This is a genomic window from Streptomyces sp. NBC_00846 (genome assembly GCF_045207325.1).
Classification (GTDB): Bacteria; Actinomycetota; Actinomycetes; order Streptomycetales; family Streptomycetaceae; genus Streptomyces.
On record NZ_CP108846.1, the window covers coordinates 5,752,765 to 5,777,556 of the forward strand.

12 protein-coding genes, 1 tRNA gene, 1 rRNA gene and 1 pseudogene are annotated in these 24,792 nt (G+C 69.4%); 11 read left to right on the forward strand and 4 right to left on the reverse strand.

Annotation, left to right across the window (positions count from 1 at the left end; translation table 11 throughout):
- Window positions 1-70 precede the first annotated feature (70 nt).
- Both rrf and OG936_RS26510 read left to right on the forward strand, forming a co-directional pair.
- A 5S ribosomal RNA gene (rrf, locus tag OG936_RS26505) occupies window positions 71-187 on the forward strand.
- Window positions 188-415: 228 nt separating this feature from the next.
- Window positions 416-488, forward strand: a tRNA-Thr gene (locus tag OG936_RS26510).
- Window positions 489-548: 60 nt separating this feature from the next.
- On the opposite strand, the gene OG936_RS26515 is transcribed toward OG936_RS26510, so the two are convergent.
- Window positions 549-3,176 (reverse strand): SpoIIE family protein phosphatase, encoded by a 2,628-nt coding sequence (locus tag OG936_RS26515; RefSeq protein WP_406497963.1) that lies wholly within the window; start codon window positions 3,174-3,176, stop codon window positions 549-551.
- Window positions 3,177-3,578: 402 nt separating this feature from the next.
- Between OG936_RS26515 and OG936_RS26520 the strand changes: the two genes are divergently transcribed.
- The 9 genes and pseudogenes from OG936_RS26520 to OG936_RS26560 all read left to right on the forward strand — a co-directional run.
- A complete protein-coding gene (locus OG936_RS26520; RefSeq protein ID WP_406497965.1) occupies window positions 3,579-9,044 on the forward strand; it encodes a HAMP domain-containing protein in 5,466 nt (1,821 codons plus the stop codon).
- Between the two features lie 244 nt (window positions 9,045-9,288).
- Window positions 9,289-9,966 (forward strand): two-component system response regulator, encoded by a 678-nt coding sequence (locus OG936_RS26525; protein WP_383758916.1) that lies wholly within the window; start codon window positions 9,289-9,291, stop codon window positions 9,964-9,966.
- Window positions 9,967-10,284: 318 nt separating this feature from the next.
- A complete protein-coding gene (locus tag OG936_RS26530) occupies window positions 10,285-13,050 on the forward strand; it encodes a DNA translocase FtsK (protein ID WP_406497967.1) in 2,766 nt (921 codons plus the stop codon).
- Between the two features lie 202 nt (window positions 13,051-13,252).
- Window positions 13,253-14,053: a helix-turn-helix domain-containing protein gene (locus OG936_RS26535; protein WP_266749067.1), complete on the forward strand. Its 801-nt coding sequence runs from the start codon at window positions 13,253-13,255 to the stop codon at window positions 14,051-14,053.
- Between the two features lie 156 nt (window positions 14,054-14,209).
- A complete protein-coding gene (gene rimO / locus OG936_RS26540; RefSeq protein ID WP_406497969.1) occupies window positions 14,210-15,700 on the forward strand; it encodes a 30S ribosomal protein S12 methylthiotransferase RimO in 1,491 nt (496 codons plus the stop codon).
- On the forward strand, window positions 15,697-16,368 hold the full coding sequence (pgsA, locus tag OG936_RS26545; protein WP_406497971.1) for a CDP-diacylglycerol--glycerol-3-phosphate 3-phosphatidyltransferase: 672 nt from the start codon (window positions 15,697-15,699) through the stop codon (window positions 16,366-16,368). Before rimO ends, pgsA begins: the two co-directional genes overlap by 4 nt.
- Window positions 16,365-16,874, forward strand: coding sequence for a CinA family protein (locus OG936_RS26550; RefSeq protein WP_266749071.1), 510 nt, complete (start codon window positions 16,365-16,367; stop codon window positions 16,872-16,874). Before pgsA ends, OG936_RS26550 begins: the two co-directional genes overlap by 4 nt.
- Window positions 16,875-16,983: 109 nt before the next feature.
- A complete protein-coding gene (locus tag OG936_RS26555; protein WP_018105285.1) occupies window positions 16,984-17,367 on the forward strand; it encodes a helix-turn-helix domain-containing protein in 384 nt (127 codons plus the stop codon).
- 535 nt (window positions 17,368-17,902) lie between these two features.
- A pseudogene (locus OG936_RS26560) lies at window positions 17,903-18,112 on the forward strand (hypothetical protein); the annotation flags it as partial.
- A 208-nt stretch (window positions 18,113-18,320) separates the two neighbouring features.
- Here OG936_RS26560 and OG936_RS26565 read toward each other — a convergent pair.
- The 3 genes from OG936_RS26565 to OG936_RS26575 all read right to left on the reverse strand — a co-directional run bounded on the left by OG936_RS26565 (window position 18,321) and on the right by OG936_RS26575 (window position 24,712).
- A complete protein-coding gene (locus tag OG936_RS26565; protein WP_406497972.1) occupies window positions 18,321-19,085 on the reverse strand; it encodes an SDR family NAD(P)-dependent oxidoreductase in 765 nt (254 codons plus the stop codon).
- A 36-nt stretch (window positions 19,086-19,121) separates the two neighbouring features.
- Window positions 19,122-19,922 carry a DNA-formamidopyrimidine glycosylase family protein gene (locus OG936_RS26570; RefSeq protein ID WP_406497974.1) on the reverse strand — a complete coding sequence of 267 codons (801 nt, stop codon included), beginning with the start codon at window positions 19,920-19,922 and terminating at the stop codon, window positions 19,122-19,124.
- Window positions 19,923-20,029: 107 nt separating this feature from the next.
- Complete coding sequence (locus tag OG936_RS26575) at window positions 20,030-24,712, reverse strand: DEAD/DEAH box helicase (protein WP_406497976.1); 4,683 nt, start codon at window positions 24,710-24,712, stop codon at window positions 20,030-20,032.
- Window positions 24,713-24,792 lie beyond the last annotated feature (80 nt).

Here is a 24,792-nt window from a genome sequence, read left to right on the forward strand (position 1 = left end):
CGCGTCCACTGTGTTTGTTCTGAAATAACGAACGGCCGTGTTGTTCCGGTGTTGGTTAATTTCATAGTGTTTCGGTGGTCATTGCGTTAGGGAAACGCCCGGTTACATTCCGAACCCGGAAGCTAAGCCTTTCAGCGCCGATGGTACTGCAGGGGGGACCCTGTGGGAGAGTAGGACGCCGCCGAACTCCTTTTACGGGAATGCCCCGTGCCCTTGTGGCACGGGGCTTTTCTGCGTTCGGGTCTAGCCTCGATCCGCACCGTCGCGCCCGACTCGGCAAGGTCAGCCTGGCCGGCCTGCGTCGAAGGAAGAGAGGCGCTGGAACAGTGAGACTCCGTCAGAAACATGTGTGGGCAGTGGTTCTGAGCACCCCTGATCTCAGGGTATGCTTTACCTCGTTGCCACAGCGCAGCAGGCCCCAATAGCTCAGTCGGTAGAGCGTCTCCATGGTAAGGAGAAGGTCTGCGGTTCGATTCCGCATTGGGGCTCAGGCAAGATGAAAGGCCCTCACCATCCGGTGAGGGCCTTTCGCATGTGATGAAGTGCGGTCAGGTCGTGGGTGGTTCGGGGACACGCATGGCGAGGATGGCCATGTCGTCGGAGGCCGGCTCGGCGGCGAAGCGTTCGACCGCGCGCAGGATGCGTGCTGCCACCGCGCCGGCCGTGAGTCCCGTGCAGGTGGCCAGCACGTCCGCCAGGCCGTCGTCGCCGAGCATACGGGTGCCCTCACGGCGTTCCGTGACGCCGTCGGTCACGCACAGCAGGACGTCGCCCGGGGCCAGGGTGACCGTCTGCTCGTAGAGTTCCAGGTCCTCGATGACGCCCAGCAGCGGCTGAGGTTCGGCGGCTGCCTCGACCGAGCCGTCCTGGCGCAGGCGCAGTGGCAGGGGGTGCCCCGCGCAGACCACCTTCAGCAGAGCGCTGCCGTCCTCCTGCGGCCATAGCTCCCCGTAGAGGAGGGTCAGGAAGCGGCTGCGGGTGCCCTCGTCCAGGATGGCGGCGTTGAGGCGCTCCAGGACGGCCGGGCCGCCGAAGCCCTCGCGTGCGAGGAGGCGCAGGGCGTGGCGGGCGAGACCCGTGACGGCCGCGGCCTCAGGACCCGTACCGCAGACGTCACCGATGGCGAATCCATAGGCGCCGTCGCGGATCGGGAAGACGTCGTAGAAGTCGCCGCCGACCTCGTTGCCTTCGCCCGCGGCGCGGTAGATGACCTCGATCTCGACATTGGGGACCTCGGGCAGTCCCGGCGGCAGCAGGCTGCGCTGGAGGGACTGACTGATCGCCATGCGCTCCGAGTAGAGGCGGGCGTTGTCGAGTGCGAGGGCGGCGCGTCGGGAGAGGTCCTCGGCCAGTTCCAGGATCTCCTGCCGGAAGTGGTCGTCGGAGGGCTTTCCGAGCGTGAGCATGCCGATGACGCGGTTTCGGGCGACGAGCGGCAGGACCACGGTCTCTCCGCCCACCGCCGCGGCGGTAGCGAGCGTCGTGTGAATGCCGGCGCCGAGCCCGCCGAGTTCGCCGAGGCCGAACGTATGCATCGAGGTACGCAGGGCAGCCTGGTGGGCGGCCTCGGACGGGGCCGCCCAGACGCGGGCTCCCGGAGTCGGCACCGGGTCCGGAGGAGCGATCTTCGAGAGCAGGGCCTTGAGGCCGTCGATGCGTTCCTCGTCCTCGTGCAGCACGTAGGAGAGGTACGGCTCCGAGGACTGGTCGGCGATCGTGTAGACGGCGCACCAGGTGGCCAGGGTGGGGACCGTCATCTGGGCCATCAGGGCCAGGGTCTGGTCCCGGTCGAGGGTGCCCGCGAGCAGGTCGGAGGCCTCGACGAGGAAGGAGAGGGAACCGCGGCGCAGACGCTCCAGCTCGCCCAGGCGGGCCGATTCGACGGCCAGTGCGATGCGGTCCGCGGCGAACTGGAGGCGCAGGGCCTCCTCGTTGGAGTAGCGGCCGGCCGCTTCCGCGGCAACCCCCAGCGAGCCCGTGAGGCGTCCTTCGACCTTCAGTGGGACGGTGACGACGGAGCGCATCCCGGTCCCGCCGAGCAGGGGGACGGCTCCGGGAACGTTGTCGAGGTCTTCGTGGACGGCGGGCATCCGGGCGGAGCCGTAACGTCCGGTGCCTGCCTCGACCGGGACCCTGGCGAAACGTTGGCGGGCGGAGGGCAGGCCGGTCGTGGCCCGTACCTCCAGTTCCGTTTCGTCGTCCGTCGCCAGCAGCAGGAAGGCCGAATCGGCGTCGAGCATGTCGCGGGCCCGTTCGACGGTGCGCTGGAGCAGGCCGTCGAGGTCGTCGGGGGCCGGGGAGCCGATGAAGATCTCGAACGGATCCGCCTTGTGGCCGTCGGTATTGGTGTCGGACACCGGTGCGCGGACCGGGGATTGGAGGACGGCGCGTTCGTAGTCACGGACGAGCAGACAGACCGTGGACGGTTCGCCGTGGGTGTCGCGGACCCGGAGGTGTGAGGCGTAGACGGGGATGGTGCGGCCGTCGGCGCCCCGGATTCCGTAACTGCCCTCCCAGCGGGAGAGCCGCAGCGCCTCGGCGATTCCGGTGTTGGTGCCGGGCGTCTGCGGCCAGGCGGTGAAGTCGGTGAGCTGTTTCCCGGTGACCTGATCGGCGGTGTGTCCGAAGAGGAACGCGGCGTCCTCGTTCCAGGCGGAGATGGAACCGGTGCTGTCGATCTGGACGACGGCCACCCGGACACGCTCGTCGGCGACCGGGAGCAGCCCGACGGGGAGCAGCGGGCCGGCGGAGCGGATGCCCACCGGGCGTTCGGGAAGATCGAGCTGGAACCAGACGTGTTTGTGGGTGGGCGAATACTCGACGCCCCACCGGGAGGCGAGTGCCGCGCAGAGCAGCAGCCCGCGGCCGTTCTCGCGGTCTGGACTGCTGAAGTTCAGACCTGTGCTCTGGAGCGGGATCTCGCGTTCCGGATAGTGGTCGGAGACCTCGACGCGTACGCCGTCCTCCGTACGCAGGCACAGCACGTCCGCTGCCGTGCCCGCGTGCACCACGGCGTTGGTCACGAGCTCGCTGGTGAGGACGACGGCGTCGTCGACGACATCCGTGTATCCCCAGCCCTGAAGGGTGTCACGGACAAAGGCGCGGGCGGTCGCGACCGAGCGCCCTACCGGGTCGAAGGTGGCAGCCGCGCGCGCGGTGATCACAGCACTCCCCATATGGTGTCTCGTCGCTTCCCCGAGTCCTGTGCCCGTTTCTCGCCGCTTCGATTCGCTTGCCAGGCTAGACGCTCGGTCTCGGTACCGGGTACACGAGGGCCGACTTCGGGCAGCAACGACCAGTAACAGTCACGGGACCGGACAAGTGTGGGCTTCCCAACAGGGGTATGTGGAACAACCGTTGGAGGCTGCACCCCGATCGGGTCGGGCCTGGTACGTTTCAACGATTTGACGTCCGCATGGTCACCCGTCGACGGTGGGCAATGTCGGTAGGTCAATGAGGAACTGGGCAGGGTCCCAGACAAGGCCCGAACGATACGGTCAACCCCTGCGGGAGGGATCACGGTGGAGTCTGGCGTGGCGGCGCGGGGAACAGACACGCGCACAAAAGGCGGACAGCCCGTGAAGAAACAGCGCAATGGAACCATGGACGTCGACGCGGCGGCGCTCAACAGACTCCTGGCGGGTCTGGTGGCGATGCGCGACGGGAACTTCCGCAGGCGTCTGACCGTCTCGGGTGACGGCGTGATGGCGGAGATCGCGGCGGTCTTCAACGAAGTCGCCGACCGTAACCTCCACCTCACCGGCGAGCTGGCGCGGGTGCGGCGGGTGGTCGGACGTGAGGGGAAACTCACCGAGCGGCTGGAGACGGGCGCCTGCGAGGGCTCCTGGGCCGCCGCCATCGACGCCTCCAACGAACTGGTCGACGATCTGGCCCGGCCGGTCTCGGAGGTCGGACGGGTGCTGTCGGCGGTTGCCGACGGTGATCTCGAACAGCGCATGGAGCTGCGGTCGCACACGGCCGACGAGACGGTGCGGCCGCTGCGCGGCGAGTTCCTGAAGGTTGCCCGTACGGTCAACAACCTGGTCGACCAGTTGTCGGCGTTCACCGAGCAGGTGACGCGGGTTGCCGTCGAGGTGGGTACCGAGGGCAAGCTCGGCGGGCAGGCCCAGGTGCGCGGCATGTCCGGGTCGTGGAAGGACCTCACGGACTCCGTGAACACCATGGCGTACCGGCTCACGGCGCAGGTGCGGGACATCGCCCTGGTGACGACGGCGGTCGCCAAGGGGGACCTGTCGCGGAAGGTCACCGTCCATGTGGCCGGCGAGATGCTGCAGCTCAAGAACACCGTCAACACGATGGTCGACCAGCTGTCGTCGTTCTCCTCCGAGGTGACCCGGGTCGCCCGGGAGGTGGGCACGGAGGGCGAGCTGGGCGGGCAGGCGACCGTGCCCGGTGTGGCCGGGGTGTGGAAGGACCTCACCGACTCCGTCAACACGATGGCCGGCAACCTGACCTCGCAGGTGCGGGGGATCGCCGAGGTGACCACGGCCGTCGCCAACGGTGACCTGTCACAGAAGGTGACGGTGAGTGCCCGGGGCGAGGTTGCGCAGCTGGCCGAGACCATCAACCAGATGACCGAGACGCTGCGCACCTTCGCGGACGAAGTGACCCGGGTGGCCAGCGAGGTCGGTGGCGAGGGGCTGCTCGGCGGCCAGGCCCAGGTGCCGGGGGCCGCCGGTACCTGGAAGGACCTCACCGACTCGGTGAACACGGTCTTCCGGAACCTGACGACCCAGGTGCGCGACATCGCGCAGGTGACCACGGCGGTGGCCAGCGGTGACATGACGCAGAAGGTCACCGTCGACGTGGCCGGCGAGATGCTGGAGCTGAAGAACACCGTCAACACGATGGTGGACCAGCTCCAGTCCTTCGGTTCGGAAGTGACCCGGGTGGCCCGGGAGGTCGGCGTCGAGGGCCGGCTCGGCGGTCAGGCGGAGGTGCCGGGGGCTGCGGGGACCTGGAAGGACCTCACGGACTCGGTGAACACGGCGTTCCGGAACCTGACGGGGCAGGTGCGCGACATCGCGCAGGTGACGACGGCGGTCGCCAACGGTGATCTCTCGCAGAAGGTCACCGTCGATGTCGCGGGCGAGATGCTGGAGCTGAAGAACACCGTCAACACGATGGTGGCGCAGCTGTCGTCGTTCGCCGATCAGGTGACGCGGATGGCGCGTGACGTGGGCACGGAGGGCCGGCTCGGTGGCCAGGCGCGGGTCGACGGCGTCTCCGGTACGTGGAAGGAGCTCACCGACTCCGTCAACTTCATGGCGGGGAACCTGACCTCCCAGGTGCGCCAGATCGCGCAGGTGACCACGGCGGTGGCGCGGGGCGACCTGTCGCAGAAGATCGATGTGGACGCGCGCGGCGAGATCCTGGAGCTGAAGAACACCATCAACACGATGGTCGACCAGCTCTCCGCCTTCGCCGACCAGGTGACCCGGGTCGCTCGCGAGGTGGGCACCGACGGGCGGCTCGGCGGCCAGGCGCAGGTACCGGGTGTGGCCGGTGTGTGGCGTGATCTGACCGATTCTGTCAACGGCATGGCGGGGAACCTCACCGCCCAGGTCCGTAACATCGCGCAGGTCGCCACGGCGGTGGCGCGCGGTGACCTGTCGCAGAAGATCGATGTGGACGCGCGCGGCGAGATCCTGGAGCTGAAGAACACCCTCAACACGATGGTGGACCAGCTCTCGAACTTCGCCGAGCAGGTGACGCGGGTCGCCCGCGAGGTGGGTACGGAAGGGATCCTCGGCGGCCAGGCCGAAGTACAGGGGGTGTCCGGTACGTGGAAGGACCTCACCCAGTCCGTCAACGGCATGGCGAACAACCTGACTCTGCAGGTCCGTAACATCGCCGAGGTCACCACCGCGGTCGCCAACGGCGATCTCTCCAAGAAGATCACGGTCGATGCCAAGGGCGAGATCCTCGAACTGGTCACGACCGTCAACACGATGGTCGACCAGCTGCTGAACTTCGCCGACGAGGTGACGCGGGTCGCCCGCGAGGTGGGTACCGAGGGCATCCTCGGCGGCCAGGCCAGGGTGCGCGGTGCGACCGGTATCTGGAAGGACCTCAGCGACAACGTCAACCTGATGGCCAACAACCTGACCAGTCAGGTGCGGAACATCTCCCGGGTCTCGTCCGCGGTCGCCAACGGCGATCTGACGAAGAAGGTCACCGTCGAGGCGCGCGGCGAGGTCGCCGAACTCGCCGACACCGTCAACACGATGGTGACGACGCTGTCGTCGTTCGCCGACGAGGTGACGCGGGTCGCCCGCGAGGTGGGTACGGAAGGTGAGCTGGGCGGCCAGGCACGCGTTCCGGGGGTCTCCGGTACGTGGAAGGACCTCACCGAGTCCGTGAACTCGATGGCGTCCAATCTGACCGGTCAGGTGCGGCAGATCGCCACGGTGACCACGGCCATCGCCAAGGGCGACCTCACCAAGAAGATCGACATCGACGCGCGCGGCGAGATCCAGGAGCTGAAGAACACCATCAACACGATGGTCGATCAGCTGTCCTCGTTCGCCGAGCAGGTGACCCGGGTGGCCCGTGAGGTGGGTACCGAGGGTCAGCTGGGCGGCCAGGCCCGGGTCCGGGACGTCGACGGCACCTGGCGCGACCTCACCGAGTCCGTGAACGAGATGGCCGGGAACCTCACCCGTCAGGTGCGGGCGATCGCGGCCGTCGCCACGGCGGTGACCCGTGGCGACCTCAACCTCAAGATCGATGTGGACGCGGCCGGCGAGATCCAGGCCCTGCAGGACAACATCAATACGATGATCGCCAACCTGCGCGACACCACGGCCACCAACAAGGAGCAGGACTGGCTGAAGGGCAATCTCGCCCGGATCTCCGGCCTGATGCAGGGGCGGCGCGATCTCGACGACGTGGCCTCGCTGATCATGAGCGAGCTGACCCCGGTCGTCTCCGCGCAGCACGGTGCGTTCTTCCTGGCCATGCCGACCGGTGACACCGGCGCGGTGGGATCGGACAGCGACAAGGACAGCGCGTACGAACTCCGTATGAGGGGCAGCTACGGATATTCGGCGGGTTCGATGCCGACATCCTTCCGGCCCGGTGAGACCCTCATCGGCACGGCGGCGGAGGAGAAGCGGACCATTCAGGTGGACAACGTTCCGCCGGGATATCTGAAGATTTCCTCCGGGCTCGGTGAGGCGCCGCCCGCGCATGTGATCGTGCTGCCGGTGCTCTTCGAGGGGAAGGTTCTCGGTGTGATCGAGCTGGCCTCGTTCCAGCCGTTCACGCATATTCAGCGGGACTTCCTGAACCAGCTCGCAGAGATGATCGCGACGAGCGTCAACACCATCAGCGTCAATACGAAGACCGAGAAACTCCTTGAGCAGTCGCAGGAGCTGGCCGCGCAATTGCGGGATCGGTCGCAGGAGTTGGAGAACCGGCAGAAGGCGCTCCAGGCCTCCAACGCCGAGCTGGAGGAGAAGGCCGAGCTGCTGGCCCAGCAGAACCGGGACATCGAGGTCAAGAACACCGAGATCGAGGATGCCCGGCAGGTCCTGGAGGAGCGTGCCGAGCAGCTCGCGGTCTCGATGCGGTACAAGTCGGAGTTCCTGGCGAACATGTCGCACGAGTTGCGTACGCCGCTCAACTCGCTGCTCATTCTCGCCAAGCTGCTCGCGGACAACGCCGAGGGGAATCTCTCACCGAAGCAGGTGGAATTCGCCGAGACGATCCACGGGGCCGGTTCCGATCTGCTCCAGCTGATCAATGACATCCTCGATCTGACGAAGGTCGAGGCGGGCAAGATGGACGTCAGCCCGACCCGGATCGCGCTGGTCCAGCTCGTCGATTACGTGGAGGCGACCTTCCGGCCGCTCACCGCGGAGAAGGGGCTCGATTTCTCCGTACGGGTCTCGCCGGAGCTTCCCGCGACCCTGCACACGGACGAGCAGCGGCTGCTGCAGGTGCTGCGCAATCTCCTTTCCAACGCGGTGAAGTTCACCGACAGCGGGGCGGTCGAGCTGGTGATCAGGCCGGCCGGCGAGGACGTGCCGAACGCTATCCGCGAGCAGCTCCTGGAGGCCGGCTCGCTCCGTGACGCCGACGCCGATCTGATCGCCTTCTCGGTCACCGACACCGGTATCGGGATCGCGTCCAGCAAGATGCTGGTGATTTTCGAGGCGTTCAAGCAGGCGGACGGTACGACCAGCCGCAAGTACGGCGGTACGGGGCTCGGCCTGTCCATCAGCCGGGAGATCGCCCGGCTGCTGGGCGGCGAGATCCACGCGGCGAGCGAGCCGGGCCGCGGCTCGACGTTCACGCTGTATCTGCCGCTGCACCCGAGTGAGTTGCCGCCCCAGGGGTATCCGCAGATCGGCCCGGGGCCGGGTGAGGCATATGGTGCCGCGGCCGAGGAAGGTCTGCTCGCGGAGGCCGGTCCGAGCGCCGACCAGACGGCCGCCGCACAGGATTCGGCCGGTGCGCCGGGCGGCTCCGATGCCGTTGGTGGCGCCGGTGCCGCTGGTGTCGCCGGGCTGATGCGGCGGCGCCGCATGACTCTGGGGGGCGCGGAGCGAAGGCCCGTGATGCCGTCCCGCGCCGCCGATCCGCAGGAGTCGTGGGCGCTCGGCGGGCAGGAAGAACCACAGGCCCGCAGGGCGTTCCGGTTCCACGGCGAGAAGGTGCTGATCGTCGACGACGACATCCGTAACGTCTTCGCGCTCACCAGCGTGCTGGAGCAGCACGGTCTTTCGGTGCTGTACGCGGAGAACGGACGCGTGGGCATCGAAGTCCTTGAACAGCATGACGATGTGACGGTCGTACTGATGGACATCATGATGCCGGAGATGGACGGTTATGCCACGACGGCGGCGATCCGCCGGATGCCGCAGTTCGCCGGCCTGCCGATCGTCGCGCTGACCGCGAAGGCCATGAAGGGCGACCGGGAGAAGGCGATCGAATCCGGCGCTTCCGATTACGTGACCAAACCTGTCGATCCTGATCATCTTCTTTCCGTAATGGAGCAGTGGATGCGCGGAGAGTGATCATTAGTTGCGAGAATCCCCATGAGTTGTTGATCGACTGTGCTCACAGGAGTGTGAGAACGCGCTGTACGGGGAACCTTCTCGTCCCCCGCCGCGTTTCTGCTGTGTGCACAGTGACATCGCGGTGACAGGGTGTGGTGACGGGCGGGGTGCGGCTACCATGACCGGCACAAGGACGGACGGCGTAAGGGAGTCGTCCCCTGGGGCGGCGCCCGGTGCAATTCCGGGGCGAGGAGGGCGGGCCATGATGCAGAAGGCCAAGATCCTCCTGGTCGATGACCGGCCGGAGAATCTGCTGGCGCTGGAGGCCATCCTCTCTGCGCTCGATCAGACACTGGTACGGGCATCGTCAGGGGAGGAAGCGCTCAAAGCGCTGCTCACGGACGACTTTGCGGTCATTCTGCTGGACGTCCAGATGCCGGGCATGGACGGTTTCGAAACCGCCGCGCACATCAAGCGGCGGGAACGGACGCGGGACATCCCGATCATCTTTCTCACCGCGATCAATCACGGTCCGCATCACACCTTCAGGGGCTACGCGGCGGGCGCGGTGGACTACATCTCGAAGCCGTTCGACCCGTGGGTGCTGCGGGCCAAGGTCTCGGTCTTCGTCGAGCTGTACATGAAGAACTGCAAGCTGCGCGAGCAGGCGGCGCTGCTGCGGCTCCAGCTGGAGGGCGACAGCAACGGCGGCGCGGGCCACGAGAAGGAGCCCGCAGGACTGCTGGCCGAGCTCTCGGCGCGGCTCGCGGCCGTCGAGGAGCAGGCCGAAGCGCTCTCCAAGCAGCTCGACGACGAGTCGGCGGACGCCGCGGCCGTGGCCACCGCCGCCCACTTGGAACGCAAACTGACCGGCCTGCGCCGGGCACTCGACGCGCTGGAGCCCGGCACCGGAAGCGGCGCGGCCGTGCTCCCCTCGTAACTTCGTAGGGCGCGCGACTCCACCAGGGGAGCGGTCCGGTGGTCCGACCTCCGGCGGGGAACGGGGGGTTGCCCGGATTCTCGGCCCAACTGCCCAACTGCCCAACTGCCCAACCGCCCGGCTTTCCCGGTCGTTCGGCAGTTTGACGGTTCGCCAGTTCGATGGGCCGGCGTTCTGATGGGTCGGCGGGCCGGGCAGGGCTTCCGGTGACGTGGCGGCATGAGGGCGCGTCAATTTCCGGCCTCTGTCCAGCGACACGGTCGGGTGAAGCGGCAGGCGCACGTGTTCACGGCCGCAGACACCGGTAACCTCGGCACCATGGCCTCACGTACGTCCGGCAAGGGTTCCCAGGGCACGGCGGGCACCGCGAAGCGCGTCGGCCGTACCGCGGGGCCGGCCAAGAAGACCGTGCCCGCCAAGAAGACCGCCGCGAAAAAGACCGCGCCCGCGAAAAAGGCCCCCGCCAAGAAGGCGGCCGCGCCCAAACCGGCGCCGTCGCCCACCGGCGGTGTGTACCGCGTGGCGCGTGCCGTCTGGCTCGGCGCGGCCCACGCCGTCGGCGCGATGTTCCGCGGCGTAGGGCGCGGCGCCAAGGGACTCGACCCGGCACACCGCAAGGACGGAGTCGCGCTGCTGCTGCTCGGTCTCGCGCTGGTCGTCGCCGCGGGCACCTGGTCGAATCTGCGCGGACCCGTCGGCGATCTCGTCGAGATGCTCGTCACCGGAGCCTTCGGCCGGCTCGATCTGCTCGTTCCGATACTGCTCGGCGCCATCGCCGTACGCCTGATCCGCTACCCGGAGAAGCCCGAGGCCAACGGACGCATCGTCATCGGTCTCTCCGCCCTCGTCATCGGGGTGCTCGGACAGGTCCACATCGCGTGCGGATCGCCCGGCCGGGGCGACGGCACCACGGCGATGCAGGACGCGGGTGGGCTCATCGGCTGGGCGGCCTCCAAACCGCTGATCTACACCATGGGCGAGGTCCTCGCCGTACCGCTGCTGTTGCTGCTCACCGTCTTCGGGCTGCTCGTCGTCACGGCCACCCCGGTGAACGCCATTCCGCAGCGACTCCGGCTGCTCGGCACCAAGCTGGGCATCCTCGACCCCGTGTACGACCCCGAGGCCGACGAGGAGAACGACGACGAGCGCTACGACGAGCAGTGGCGCGAGGCGCTGCCCGCCCGCTCCCGCCGTTCCTCCGCACGCCGCTCCGAAGCACCCGCGGAGTACGACCCCGACCAGGCGGAGTCCGACGCGCTCTCCACGCGCCGCCGGCCGCGCAGGCCCTCCGTGCAGCCCGCGATGAACCGGACGATGGACGCGGTGGACGTCGCGGCTGCCGCGGCTGCCGCGCTCGACGGGGCGGTGCTCAACGGCATGCCGCCCTCGCCGATCGTCGCCGACCTCACCCAGGGCGTCTCCGTCGAGCGCGCACGCCCGGGCTCGCCGGTGCCGGGCGCCCGGGAGGGCGAGCCCGCCACCGGGGGAGGGAGGCCGGAGAGGGGGGCGGCGCCCTCGGGCGGCGTGCCCGATCTGACGAAGCCCGCGCCCGACCGCTCGCAGTCCCAGCCGCTGCCGGCCCGGGCCGAACAGCTGCAGCTCTCCGGCGACATCACCTACGCGCTGCCCTCGCTCGACCTGCTGGAACGCGGCGGGCCGGGCAAGACCCGCAGCGCCGCCAACGACGTGATCGTCGCGGCCCTGACGAACGTCTTCACCGAGTTCAAGGTCGACGCCGCCGTCACCGGCTTCACCCGCGGACCGACGGTCACCCGGTACGAGGTGGAGCTCGGCCCCGCGGTGAAGGTCGAGCGGATCACCGCGCTCGCCAAGAACATCGCGTATGCCGTCGCCAGTCCCGACGTCCGGATCATCTCCCCGATCCCGGGCAAGTCGGCTGTCGGCATCGAGATCCCCAACACCGACCGGGAGATGGTCAACCTCGGCGATGTGCTGCGCCTCGCGGACGCCGCCGAGGACGACCACCCGATGCTGGTCGCGCTCGGCAAGGACGTCGAGGGCGGCTATGTGATGGCCAACCTCGCGAAGATGCCGCACGTGCTGGTGGCCGGCGCGACCGGTTCCGGCAAGTCGTCCTGCATCAACTGCCTGATCACCTCGGTCATGGTGCGTGCGACGCCGGACGACGTCCGAATGGTGCTGGTCGACCCCAAGCGGGTCGAGCTGACCGCGTACGAGGGCATCCCGCACCTGATCACGCCGATCATCACCAACCCGAAGCGTGCCGCCGAGGCGCTCCAGTGGGTCGTACGGGAGATGGACCTGCGCTACGACGACCTGGCCGCGTTCGGGTACCGGCACATCGACGACTTCAACCAGGCCGTCCGCAACGGCAAGGTCAAGCCGCCGGAGGGCAGTGAGCGCGAGCTCTCGCCGTACCCGTATCTGCTGGTGATCGTCGACGAGCTCGCCGACCTGATGATGGTCGCTCCGCGCGACGTGGAGGACGCCATCGTCCGCATCACCCAACTGGCCCGCGCCGCCGGTATCCACCTGGTGCTCGCGACCCAGCGCCCCTCGGTCGACGTCGTCACCGGCCTGATCAAGGCCAACGTGCCCTCCCGGCTCGCCTTCGCCACGTCCTCGCTGGCCGACAGCCGGGTCATCCTCGACCAGCCCGGCGCCGAGAAGCTCATCGGAAAGGGTGACGGTCTGTTCCTGCCGATGGGTGCCAACAAGCCCACCCGTATGCAGGGGGCCTTCGTCACCGAGGACGAGGTCGCGGCCATCGTCCAGCACTGCAAGGATCAGATGGCGCCGGTCTTCCGCGACGACGTGATGGTCGGCACCGCCAAGAAGAAGGAGATCGACGAGGACATCGGCGACGACCTGGATCTGCTCTGCCAGGCCGCCGAACTGGTCGTCTCCACCCAGTTCGGATCCACCTCGATGCTCCAGCGCAAGCTGCGGGTCGGCTTCGCCAAGGCCGGCCGGCTGATGGACCTGATGGAGTCGCGGAACATCGTCGGGCCGAGCGAGGGATCCAAGGCGCGCGACGTCATGGTGAAACCGGACGAGCTGGACGGGGTGTTGGCACTGATCCGCGGGGAAACCGCTTCGTAGGTGAAGTCGGGCAACCGTTTCGCCGGGTCGTACGTCAAGTTGGAGGGAGGGACGGCAGGATTGTCCTTCGAGAGGTGGATCGGAGCATCGGACAGCGTTCGAGTCCGATGGCGTACAAAGTCCTTCCTCCGGTTGCCTCACCCTTTCGTACCCCCCCTAGACTGAACACCCAGCAGGTGGCTCACGCTCGAAAGGCGCCCCCGTGTCCATCGGCAACTCCCCCGAAGACGACCGGCCTTTGATCGGTCGAGTGCTTCAGCAGGCTCGTATCGCCGCAGGTCTCACGGTCGAAGAGATCAGTTCGTCCACCCGGGTGCGCATCCCCATCGTGCATGCGATCGAAGAGGACGATTTCTCCCGCTGTGGCGGCGACGTGTACGCGCGCGGCCATATCCGTACCTTGGCACGTGCCGTCGGGATCGATCCGGAACCGCTGGTTTCGCAGTACGACGCCGAGAACGGCGGCCGTCCCGCACCTACGCCGGCGGCGCCGCTGTTCGAGGCCGAGAGAATCCGTTCCGAACCCCGCCGGCCCAACTGGACGGCGGCCATGGTCGCGGCGATTGTCGCCGTCGTCGGTTTCGTCGGCTTCACCTTCTTCAAGGGTGGCGACGACGGCCCCTCGACCACGCAGGTCGCGGAGGGTTCGACGCCCAATACGAAGAGCCCCGAGCAGAAGACCAGCAAGCCCGCCGACCCCAAGCCGGTGCCTTCCGACGGTGCCATCGCCGCGGCACCCAGGGACAAGGTGACGGTGAAGCTCAGCGCCAGTCAGGGCAAGAGCTGGATCTCCGCCAAGGACCACAACGGGCGGCTGCTGTTCGACGGCCTGCTGGCCCAGGGCCAGTCCAAGACCTTCCAGGACCAGGAGCGGGTCGATCTCGTCCTCGGCAACGCCGGGGCCATCGAGCTCTTCGTGAACGGCAAGAAGGTCGAGGAGAAGTTCCAGCCCGGTCAGGTCGAGCGGCTCTCGTACACGAAGGGCGACCCGGCTGTCGGCTGACCCCGTATACGTACGTTCCCGAGCGGTACCAGCAGCGGCATCAGCAACACGGCGAGCGCCCGGCGATCTGCCGGGCGCTCGCCGTGTTTGTTACTCGGTGTAACGGTGGAACCCTGCACGCCAGGGCGGGTGCCGGGACAAAGTAGTCTTGAGCCCATGCCCGAACGCCGTACCGTCGCCCTTGTCACTCTTGGCTGCGCCCGTAACGAGGTGGACTCGGAGGAGCTCGCAGGCCGCTTGGCAGCGGACGGCTGGGAGCTCGTCGAGGACGCCTCCGACGCGGATGTCGCCGTCGTCAACACCTGTGGATTCGTCGAGGCCGCCAAGAAGGACTCCGTCGACGCCCTGCTCGAAGCCAATGATCTGAAGGACCACGGCAGAACACAGGCCGTGGTCGCCGTCGGCTGCATGGCCGAGCGCTACGGCAAGGACCTCGCCGAGGCCCTGCCCGAGGCGGACGGCGTCCTCGGATTCGACGACTACGCCGACATCTCCGACCGCCTCCAGACCATCCTCAATGGCGGCATCCACGCCTCGCACACCCCGCGCGACCGCCGAAAGCTTCTGCCGATCAGCCCGGCCGAGCGGCAGGACGCCGCCGTGGCGCTGCCGGGACACGCACAGGAGGCCGCGCCCGCTCCCGCTCCCGCTCCCGAGGATCTTCCCGAAGGTGTCGCTCCGGTCTCCGGGCCGCGGGCGCCCCTGCGGCGGCGGTTGGGCACCAGCCCCGTCGCCTCGGTGAAGCTCGCCTCCGGCTGCGACCGCCGCTGCTCCTTCTGCGCCATCCCGTCCTTCCGCGGCTCCTTCATCTCGCGGCGCCCCTCGGACGTGCTGGGGGAGACCCGCTGGCTGGCCGAGCAGGGCGTGAAGGAAGTCATGCTGGTCTCCGAGAACAACACCTCGTACGGCAAGGACCTCGGTGACATCCGGCTGCTGGAGACGCTGCTGCCGGAGCTCGCCGACGTCGAGGGGATCGAACGGATCCGGGTCAGCTATCTGCAGCCCGCGGAGATGCGACCCGGCCTCATCGACGTACTGACCTCGACCCCGAAGGTCGCGCCGTACTTCGACCTGTCCTTCCAGCACTCGGCCCCTGGTGTGCTGCGGGCGATGCGCCGCTTCGGGGACACCGACCGCTTCCTGGAGCTGCTGGACACCATCCGGGGCAAGGCGCCGCAGGCCGGTGCCCGCTCCAACTTCATCGTGGGCTTCCCCGGCGAGACCGAGGCCGACCTGGCGGAGCTGGAACGCTTCCTCACCGGTGCCCGGCTCGACGCCATCGGCGTCTTCGGCTACTCCGACGAGGAGGGCACCGAGGCGGTCGGCTACGAGAACAAGCTGGACGCCGACGTCATCGCGGAGCGGCTCGCGCACATCTCCCAGCTGGCCGAGGAGCTCACCTCGCAGCGTGCGGAGGAGCGCCTCGGGGAGACTCTGCAGGTGCTGGTCGAGTCCGTCGACTCCACCGAGGACGAGCCGCGGGCGGTGGGGCGCGCGGCGCACCAGGCACCCGAAACGGACGGCCAGGTGCTGTTCACCGCACGCGAGGGCCTTGTGCCCGGCCGTATGGTCGAGGCAAAGGTGGTGGGCACCGAAGGGGTGGACCTGGTGGCCGAGTGTTCCGAACTCGTGGAGGCGGCCAGATGACGGGAGTCCCGGCATCCGCGACAGGTGGCTCCGGCGCGAAGCCGGTCCGCGGCGGCAAGCTGGGCACTGCGGCCGTCAACCAGGCCAGTCTGTGGAACATCGCCAATCTGCTCACCATGCTGCGACTGGTGCTGGTGCCCGGCTTCGTGCTGTTGCTGCTGCACAACGGCGGCTACGACCCGGTCTGGCGGTCGTTCGCCTGGGCCGCGTTCGCCATCGCCATGATCACCGACCTGTTCGACGGTCATCTCGCACGCACATACAACCTGGTCACCGACTTCGGGAAGATCGCCGATCCCATCGCGGACAAGGCGATCATGGGTGCGGCGCTGGTCTGCCTGTCGTATCTCGGTGATCTGCCCTGGTGGGTCACGGGCGTGATCCTCTTCCGCGAGATCGGCATCACGCTGATGCGGTTCTGGGTGATACGGCATGCGGTGATTCCGGCCAGTCGCGGCGGGAAGATGAAGACTCTGGCGCAGGGGACGGCCGTCGGGATGTACGTCCTGGCGCTGACCGGTCCACTTGCCACCCTTCGCTTCTGGGTGATGGCGGTGGCTGTCGTGCTGACGGTCGTCACCGGGCTCGACTATGTGCGCCAGGCAGTCGTACTGCGGCGCAGGGGGCTGGCGGCGGAGAGGGCCGCCGCTGCGGAGGCCGAGCGGTGACCGCCGCGGCCCGGGTGCTGGAGCTGCTCGTGGAGCGCGGTGAGACTCTTGCCGTCGCCGAGTCGCTGACCGGCGGTCTGGTCGCGGCGGAGCTGACGTCCGTACCGGGTGCTTCGCACTCCTTCCGCGGGTCCGTGACGGCGTACGCAACGCCCTTGAAGCGCGAATTGCTGGGTGTGGACGGCGCCCTGCTGGCGGCGCGCGGTGCGGTCGATCCGGACGTGGCGCGGCAGATGGCGACAGGTGTGCGCCGCGTTCTCGGGGCAGACTGGGGATTGGCGACCACGGGGGTCGCCGGCCCGGAGCCGCAGGACGGCAAGCCCGTGGGCACGGTCTATGTCGCGGTGGCCGGGCCGGACGGCGCGGAGAATGTCACCGCGTTGCGGTTGAACGGCGGGCGCGCGGACATCCGTAGTGAGAGTGTACGGAGCGTACTCGCACTGCTCTCTGCCGAACTCGGCAAGAATGCAAGGGCACAGGATACGGAACAGAACGGGGGGAATTGATGTTTGCAGCCCTGAGTGAACACGACATCGCTCCCCGCACGGCCGCGGCGCAAGGCGGTACGGTGGGGCGTGAAGGATGCGGCTACGCGGTCCGAGGAGGGAGCCACCGATGATTCTGCTCCGTCGCCTGCTTGGTGACGTGCTGCGTCGGCAGCGCCAGCGCCAAGGCCGTACTCTGCGCGAAGTCTCCTCGTCCGCCCGAGTCTCGCTCGGCTATCTCTCCGAGGTGGAGCGGGGGCAGAAGGAGGCGTCCTCCGAACTGCTCTCCGCTATTTGCGACGCGCTTGACGTACGGATGTCCGAGCTCATGCGTGAAGTGAGCGATGAGCTGTCGCTGGCCGAACTGGCCGAGTCGGCAGCAGCCAGCGATCCGGTACCAGTGCCGGTACGCCCCATGCTCAATTCCGTCTCCGTGACGTCGGTGGCAGGTGTGCCGACGGGACGGGTGACCATCAAGGCGCCCGCGGAAGCGGTGGATGTGGTCGCCGCCTGACCCTCGTGGTCCGGTGTGAAGCGGAAGCCCCGGTCAGCCCCTCAGCGGGTGACCGGGGCTTTTGCGTGCCCCGGGTGGGCTTCGGGGCGTGCTGTGGAAGGGGCACGGTCCGTTCTGGATGCGGCCCGGGAGTGTCTGGGTGAGACTGCGAACAAGAGCCCTGGATCAGGAGGTCAGGAGGACCACGGTGGACCGACACGGTTCCGGGTGGTCCGACACGCTACGAGGCGGCCTCGCACGGTCCGAGGTGGCCTGCACGGTCAAAGGTGGCCTCGCACGGTCCGAGGTGGTCCGGCAACAGTCTGTCGTGACCCGACTGAAGTCTCTCGGGCGGCCTGATGCGGGCCGAACCGGCCTGTACCGGGGTGCCTGAATGCCCTCGGCTCAGGTGATAGCCGTGATCCGGAGCAAGCCCGGGTCTGCCGGGTGGAGAGCGCACAACGGTCTGCTGCTGCGCATCGCGCGCCGGTGGTGCACCGGTGCGCCCTCCCGTCGGGCGAGCACGCCGGACTAGGTTCGGCCGGAGGAGGCAGCCATGGTACGGCGATGGGTGCCGGCGCTTGTTCTCGGCGGGGTGTGGTGGTGGGCCGTGCTGCGGCTCGTGCTGGAGCCGGCCCATGCGGGGCTTGTCGAGGGTGCGGTGGCGGCGGGTGGATGGGGGCTGAGCCTCCTGCCCGTGCATGTTGCCGCGACCGCTGGGCAGGCGGGGGCGAGCGGGACGGATGGGGACGCGGGCGCGGGACGGTGGTCCGCTCTGGCGCTGCGGTGTGCGGGGCGGTGGTCCGCTCCGGGGGTGCGGTGTGAGGGTTGGTGGGCCGGGGTGGGGATCCGGCGGCTGGAGCGGTGGGCCGGAGTCGGGATGCTGCGGCTGGAGCGGTGGTTCGCCTTCGGGATGCTGTGCGTGAGCCGGTGGTCCGCGGTCCTGAAGCCGTACGTGGGCCGGGTCCGGGCTACTACCAGGGCATGGATACGCCGCCGTTCGGGCGGAGGATCTGGCCGGTCATGAAGGCCGAGGCGTCGGAAGCGAGATGGAGCACGGCGTGGGCGACGTCCTCGGACTCGCCGACCCGGCCGAGCGGGGACATCCGCGCCATCGTGGCCTCTGCCCGGTGTTGCCGGTCCGCGTCATGGCGGGCGGTCATGGGCGTACGGATCCAGCCCGGGGCGATGGCGTTGACGCGGATGGAACGAGGTCCCAACTCGGCCGCGAGGGTCTTCGTCAGCTGGACGACCGCTGCTTTGGCCGTGCTGTAGCAGAGCAGCCCCGGGCTCGCGGCATCGACCGCTCCCGAGGCCATGGTGATCAGTGAGCCGGGTGCACCGCGCGCGATCATGGTGCGGGCCACTTCCTGGCATGCGTACAAGACGCCCTTGAAATTGACGGAGAGCACGCGATCGAGATCATCGTCCGTGGTCTCCAGGACACTGCTCGTATGCATGATTCCGGCGATGGCGGCCAGGATGTCGAGGTCGCCCGCGGCGGTCACCGCGGCCCTGACCTGACCGCGGTCGGTGACATCGAGGGTGTGGACGTGGGATGTGCCACCCGCTTCGGCGATCAGATCCCGGGTCTCCAGCAGGCCCTTCTCGTCGCGGTCCGCGCAGTGAACGGTTGCACCCGCCGTCGCGAGCAGGACGGCGCTCGCGCGGCCGATGCCGCTCGCGGCGCCGGTGATGAACGCGGAGCGGCCCGTGAGGTCGTACGCGGTGAGGGACATGACCGGACGGTACGACCAGATCTGACGACCCGTCAACTAGCTTGTGGGGCCCGACTGGCAACGCGGACACCAGTAGGCCGGGCGGGCGTCCTGGTCCGCTGTGCGGATGGGTGTGCCGCAGCGCAGGCAGGGACGGTTGGTCCTGCCGTAGACCCAGAGCCGTTCGCTCGGGCCGTATCTGCGGGGCGCGGCGCCGGTGGTCGTGCGCACGGGGCGATCGCGGTTGGCTTCGAGGAGCTGCTTGGCCGTGGCGACGAGGCGCGCGGCGGTGGGGGAGGCCAGGTAGCCGACGGGGAGCCAGGGGGTGGCACGGGCGAGGAAGCAGAGCTCGGCCTTGTAGATGTTGCCGATTCCGGCCAGATTGCGCTGGTCCAGGAGGGCTTCGCCGAGGGGGCGGGCGGGGTCGCTGAGCAGATTGTGCAGAGCGGTGTCGGCGTTCCAGTCGGGGCCCAGCAGATCGGGGCCGAGATGGCCGACCGCCTGCTCCTCGTCCCGGGTGCGGAGGAGTTCGAGGACGGGGAGCCGATAGCCGACGGCCGTGTGCTCCGCGTTGGCGAGGACGGCGCGGATCTGGTGTGCGGGGCCGCCGCGCCAGCGCTCACCCGGGGCGTAGACGCGCCAGGCGCCGTCCATCTGCAGATGGCTGTGGAGGGTCAGGCCGCCCTCGATACGGGTGAGGAGGTGCTTGCCGCGCGAGATGACGTCCAGAACCGTCCGGCCGGTGAGGTCGGCGGTGGCGAACCGGGGGACGCGCAGGTCGGAGCGGGTGAGGACCCGGCCCGCGAGTGCGCTGTGCAGACGATTGGCGGTCTGCAGGACGGTGTCTCCTTCGGGCATGTCTCCATGATGCGGGGTTGGGGGGAGTGCGGGTGGTGGGTGTGGGTGGGGCGGTGTGGTGCGGTGGGTGGGGCGGTGTGGTGTACGGGGCAGGACGCGCTGGTGGTTCAGGCGCGCAGGCGAAGTCCCCTCGGGGTGGCCAGGAAGCCGGCCGCTTCCAGCGTGCGGCCGAGCGGGGAGGTCAGGGACGAGGCGCCGTTGGTGCGCTCCACCGTGACCGTACCGAGTGCTCCCGCACGGGCGGCTGCCGCCAGGGCCCCGGCCGCCGCGAGGAGCGCCGGGTCGTCCGGATCGGTGGGCCAGGCCAGCAGCGTCTTGCCGCCGCGCTCCATGTACATCGCCAGTTCGCCGTCGACCAGCACCACCAGGGCGCCCGCCTTGCGGCCGGGCTTGTGCCCGGCGCCGTCCGGCGGTTCGGGCCAGGGGAGCGCCGCGCCATAGGCGTTGGCCGGGTCCGCGGCCGCGAGGACCAGGGCATGGGGTGCGGCGCCCGGTTCCGTACGGTCGCGGGCGGTGGACGTGGCACGCAGCCGGTCGACCGCGCCGTCCATCGCGAACTGCGCCGCTCCCAGGCCCTCGACCACGTAGCCGCGCCGGGCCTGTCCGTTGTCCTCGAAGGCGGAGAGCACGCGGTACGTGGCGGCGAAGCCGCCCTCGACGCCCTCGGCCTGGACCGCGCCGCGGGTCACCACCCCGTGGCGGTCGAGGAGCGTGCGCGCCAGGGCGTGCGCGCGGTGCGTGGGGTCGGGTTCGGTGGCGGGCAGCAGGGACCAGCGGCCTGAGACGGTGGGCGGGCCGGTGCGGGACGCGGGCCGCGCGGCGGCGGTGAGCGAGCCGTAACGCCCGCGCGGAATACTCCGCTTGGCGCGGTGGGCGGTCGCCCCTGCCGTACGCCCGGATCCGAGGAGCGAACGCAGCGGGGCGAGCGTGTCATTGGTGAGCCGGCCCGACCAGGCCAGGTCCCAGACGGCATCGGCCAGTTGTGGATCGGTGCAGTCCGGGTGCGTGGTGGCACGCACCTGGTCGGCGATCTGCCGGAAGAACAGTCCGTACCCGCCGCTCAGGGCCGTCAGGACGGATTCGTGCAACGCGCTGAGTTCGAGCTGGTGCGGGGGCGCAAGGAGCAGGGGGGCGCTGTCGGCGAGGTAGAGGGACAGCCAGCCGTCCTTGCCGGGCAGAGCACCCGCGCCGGCCCAGACGACCTCGCCGGTGGTCGTCAGCTCGTCCAGCAACGCGGGAGCGTAGCCCGTGACCCGGCCGGGCAGGATCAGTTTCTCCAGGGCCGACGCCGGGACGGGCGCACCCTGCAACTGCTCGATGGCACGGGCCAGTCCGTCGATTCCGCGCAGGCTGTTGTTGCCCATGTGCTGCCACTCGGGAAGAAAACCGGCGAGTGCGGCGGGCGGTACCGGCTCCAGCTCATGGCGGAGCGCGGCGAGGGAACGGCGGCGCAGTCGGCGCAGCACGGTGGCGTCGCACCACTCCTGGCCGATGCCGGCGGGGTGGAACTCGCCCTGGACGAGCCGGCCGGTCGCGGCGAGCCGTTGCAGTGTCCCGTCCGTGACAGCGGTGCCGAGGCCGAAACGGCTGGCGGCCTCGGTGGAGGTGAACGGGCCGTGTGTACGGGCGTATCGCGCGAGGAGGTCGCCGAGGGGGTCCTTCACCGGTTCGGTGAACGCCTCGGGGACGCCCACCGGGAGGGCGGTGCCCAGCGCGTCGCGCAGCCGTCCCGCGTCCTCGATCGCGGCCCAGTGGTCCGCTCCGCCGATCCGGACCCGGATGGCGCGGCGGGTGGCGGACAGCTCCGGAGCCCATGGCGGCCGGGCGCCGCGCGCGGCCAACTCCCGGTCGGTGAGCGGTCCGAGAACCCGGAGAAGATCCGCGACCCCTTCGACGTCCTTGATCCGGCGGTCCTCGGTCAGCCACTGGAGTTCCTGCTCCAGCTCGGACAGGACGTCGGCGTCGAGCAGCTCGCGCAGCTCTGCCTGGCCGAGGAGCTCGGCCAGCAGGTGGGAGTCGAGGGAGAGGGCGGCGGCCCGCCGCTCGGCGAGGGGCGAGTCGCCCTCGTACAGGAACTGGGCGACGTAGCCGAACAGCAGGGAGCGGGCGAAGGGCGAAGGCTCCGGCGTGGTCACCTCGACCAGCCGGACGCGGCGTGCTTCGAGGTCGCCCATGAGTTCCGTCAGCCCGGGGACGTCGAAGACGTCCTGGAGGCACTCGCGGACCGCTTCCAGGACGATCGGGAACGAGCCGAACTCGGAGGCGACCTGGAGCAGTTGCGCGGCGCGCTGGCGCTGCTGCCAGAGCGGGGTGCGTTTTCCGGGGCTGCGCCGGGGCAGCAGCAGGGCGCGGGCCGCGCACTCGCGGAACCGGGAGGCGAACAGGGCCGAACCGCCCACCTGCTCGGTGACGATCTGACTGATCTCGCCCTGGTCGAACGTCACGTCCGCGGCGCCGACGGGTGGTTGCTCGCTGTCGTACGAGGGGCCCGGCAGCGGTGTCGGATTCTGGGTGGGGTCCTGCGCCGGATCGAAGTCCAGAAGGTCCAGGCCCATCAGGTCGGCATCGGGCAGTCGCAGCACTATGCCGTCGTCGGCATGCATCACCTGGGCGTCCATGCCGTACCGCTCGGCGAGGCGGGCGTTCAGCGCCAGCGCCCACGGGGCGTGCACCTGCGCGCCGAACGGGGAGTGGACGACGACGCGCCAGTCCCCCAGCTCGTCGCGGAAACGCTCGACGAGGATGGTCCGGTCGTCCGGCACGTGACCGCAGGCACGGCGCTGTTCGTCGATGTACGACAGGGTGTTGTCGGCGGCCCAGGTGTCGAGACCAGCTGCGAGCAGACGCTGTCGGGCGTCCTTTGGTGACAGCCCGCCGATCTCGCGGAGAAACGCACCCAGCGCACGCCCCAGCTCCAGTGGACGGCCCAGTTGGTCGCCCTTCCAGAACGGCAGTCGGCCGGGAACCCCGGGTGCCGGCGACACCAGGACACGGTCGCGGGTGATGTCCTCGATCCGCCAGGACGTGGTGCCCAGTGTGAAGATGTCGCCGACGCGGGACTCGTACACCATCTCCTCGTCCAGCTCACCGACCCGACCGCCGCCCTTCTTGGGGTCGGCGCCCGCGAGGAAGACCCCGAAGAGTCCGCGGTCGGGGATGGTGCCCCCGGAAGTGACGGCGAGCCGCTGGGCGCCGGGGCGGCCCGTGACCGTACCGGCCACGCGGTCCCAGACCACACGCGGGCGCAGTTCGGCGAAGGCGTCGGACGGATAGCGGCCGGCGAGCATGTCCAGCACGGCGGTGAACGCCGACTCGGGCAGGGAGGCGAAGGGGGCCGCGCGGCGGGTCACGGCCAGCAGATCGTCCACCTGCCAGCTGTCCAGGGCGACCATGGCGACGAGCTGCTGGGCCAGCACATCGAGAGGATTGGACGGGATCCGGAGCGCCTCGATGGAGCCCTCGCGCATCCGCTCGGTGACCACGGCCGCCTGCACCAGATCGCCCCGGTACTTCGGGAAGACCACTCCGGTGGAGACCGCACCGACCTGGTGCCCGGCCCGGCCGACCCGTTGCAGCCCGGAGGCCACCGACGGCGGCGACTCGACCTGGACCACCAGGTCGACCGCCCCCATGTCGATGCCCAGCTCCAGACTGGACGTGGCGACCACGGCGGGCAGCCGCCCCGCCTTGAGGTCCTCCTCGACCTGGGCGCGCTGCTCCTTGGAGACCGAACCGTGGTGGGCGCGGGCGAGCAGCGCGGGGGCGCCCTTCGCCGCGCCCGACTGGGCCATGATCTCGGCCGGGGAGTGCGCCTCCGGCAGCGACGGGTCGGACGTGTGCTCGTCGAGCACGGTGCCCGTGGCCCGCTCGTACGCGATCTCGTTGAGCCGGTTGCACAGCCGCTCCGCGAGGCGGCGGGAGTTCGCGAAGACGATGGTGGAGCGGTGCTCCTGGATGAGATCGACGATGCGTTCCTCGACATGGGGCCAGATCGACGGCTTGTCCGCCTGACCTGCCTGGTCGGGGTCGGTGGCGGGGGAGCCGCCGAGCTCGCCCAGATCCTCGACCGGCACGACCACCGACAGGTCGAACTGCTTGGTGGACGGCGGCTGGACGATCTCCACCTTCCGCTGCGGCGAGAGGAAGCGCGCCACCTCGTCGACCGGCCGGACCGTCGCCGACAGGCCGATCCGTCGTGCGGGCCGTGGCAGCAGTTCGTCGAGACGCTCCAGCGATACGGCGAGGTGGGCCCCCCGCTTCGTACCCGCCACTGCATGCACTTCGTCGAGAATCACCGTCTCGATGCCGGACAGTGCCTCCCTGGCCGATGAGGTCAGCATCAGGAACAGCGATTCGGGCGTGGTGATCAGGATGTCCGGCGGCCGGGTCGCCATCGAGCGGCGCTCGGCGGGCGGGGTGTCGCCGGAGCGGATTCCCACCCGGACCTCGGGCTCGGGCAGTCCCAGACGCACCGACTCCTGACGGATGCCGGTCAGCGGTGAACGGAGGTTGCGCTCGACGTCGACCGCGAGGGCCTTGAGGGGCGAGATGTAGAGCACGCGGCAGCGCTTCTTCGCCTCGGCGGGCGGCCGGACGGACGCCAGCCCGTCCAGTGCGGCGAGGAACGCGGCCAGGGTCTTGCCGGAGCCGGTCGGCGCGACGACCAGCACGTCCGCCCCCTCGTTGATGGCGCGCCAGGCGCCTTCCTGCGCGGCCGTGGGCGCATTGAAGGCACCCGCGAACCAGCTGCGGGTCGCAGGGGAGAACGAGTCGAGCGCAGAGCCGGCCATGTCCCCCATCGTGCACCCCGCCACTGACAACGGCCGTGACGAGCAGTGGCGGCCGTCGGCGGAGACCAGCGGCGGCTACG

Coding starts and splice junctions, on each gene's coding strand:
- OG936_RS26515 (WP_406497963.1), bottom strand. CDS start 3,176: ATGGGGAGTGCTGTGATCACCGCGCGCGCGGCTGCCACCTTCGACCCG.
- OG936_RS26525 (WP_383758916.1), top strand. CDS start 9,289: ATGATGCAGAAGGCCAAGATCCTCCTGGTCGATGACCGGCCGGAGAAT.
- OG936_RS26530 (WP_406497967.1), top strand. CDS start 10,285: ATGGCCTCACGTACGTCCGGCAAGGGTTCCCAGGGCACGGCGGGCACC.
- rimO (WP_406497969.1), top strand. CDS start 14,210: ATGCCCGAACGCCGTACCGTCGCCCTTGTCACTCTTGGCTGCGCCCGT.
- pgsA (WP_406497971.1), top strand. CDS start 15,697: ATGACGGGAGTCCCGGCATCCGCGACAGGTGGCTCCGGCGCGAAGCCG.
- OG936_RS26555 (WP_018105285.1), top strand. CDS start 16,984: ATGATTCTGCTCCGTCGCCTGCTTGGTGACGTGCTGCGTCGGCAGCGC.
- OG936_RS26565 (WP_406497972.1), bottom strand. CDS start 19,085: ATGTCCCTCACCGCGTACGACCTCACGGGCCGCTCCGCGTTCATCACC.
- OG936_RS26570 (WP_406497974.1), bottom strand. CDS start 19,922: ATGCCCGAAGGAGACACCGTCCTGCAGACCGCCAATCGTCTGCACAGC.
- OG936_RS26575 (WP_406497976.1), bottom strand. CDS start 24,712: ATGGCCGGCTCTGCGCTCGACTCGTTCTCCCCTGCGACCCGCAGCTGG.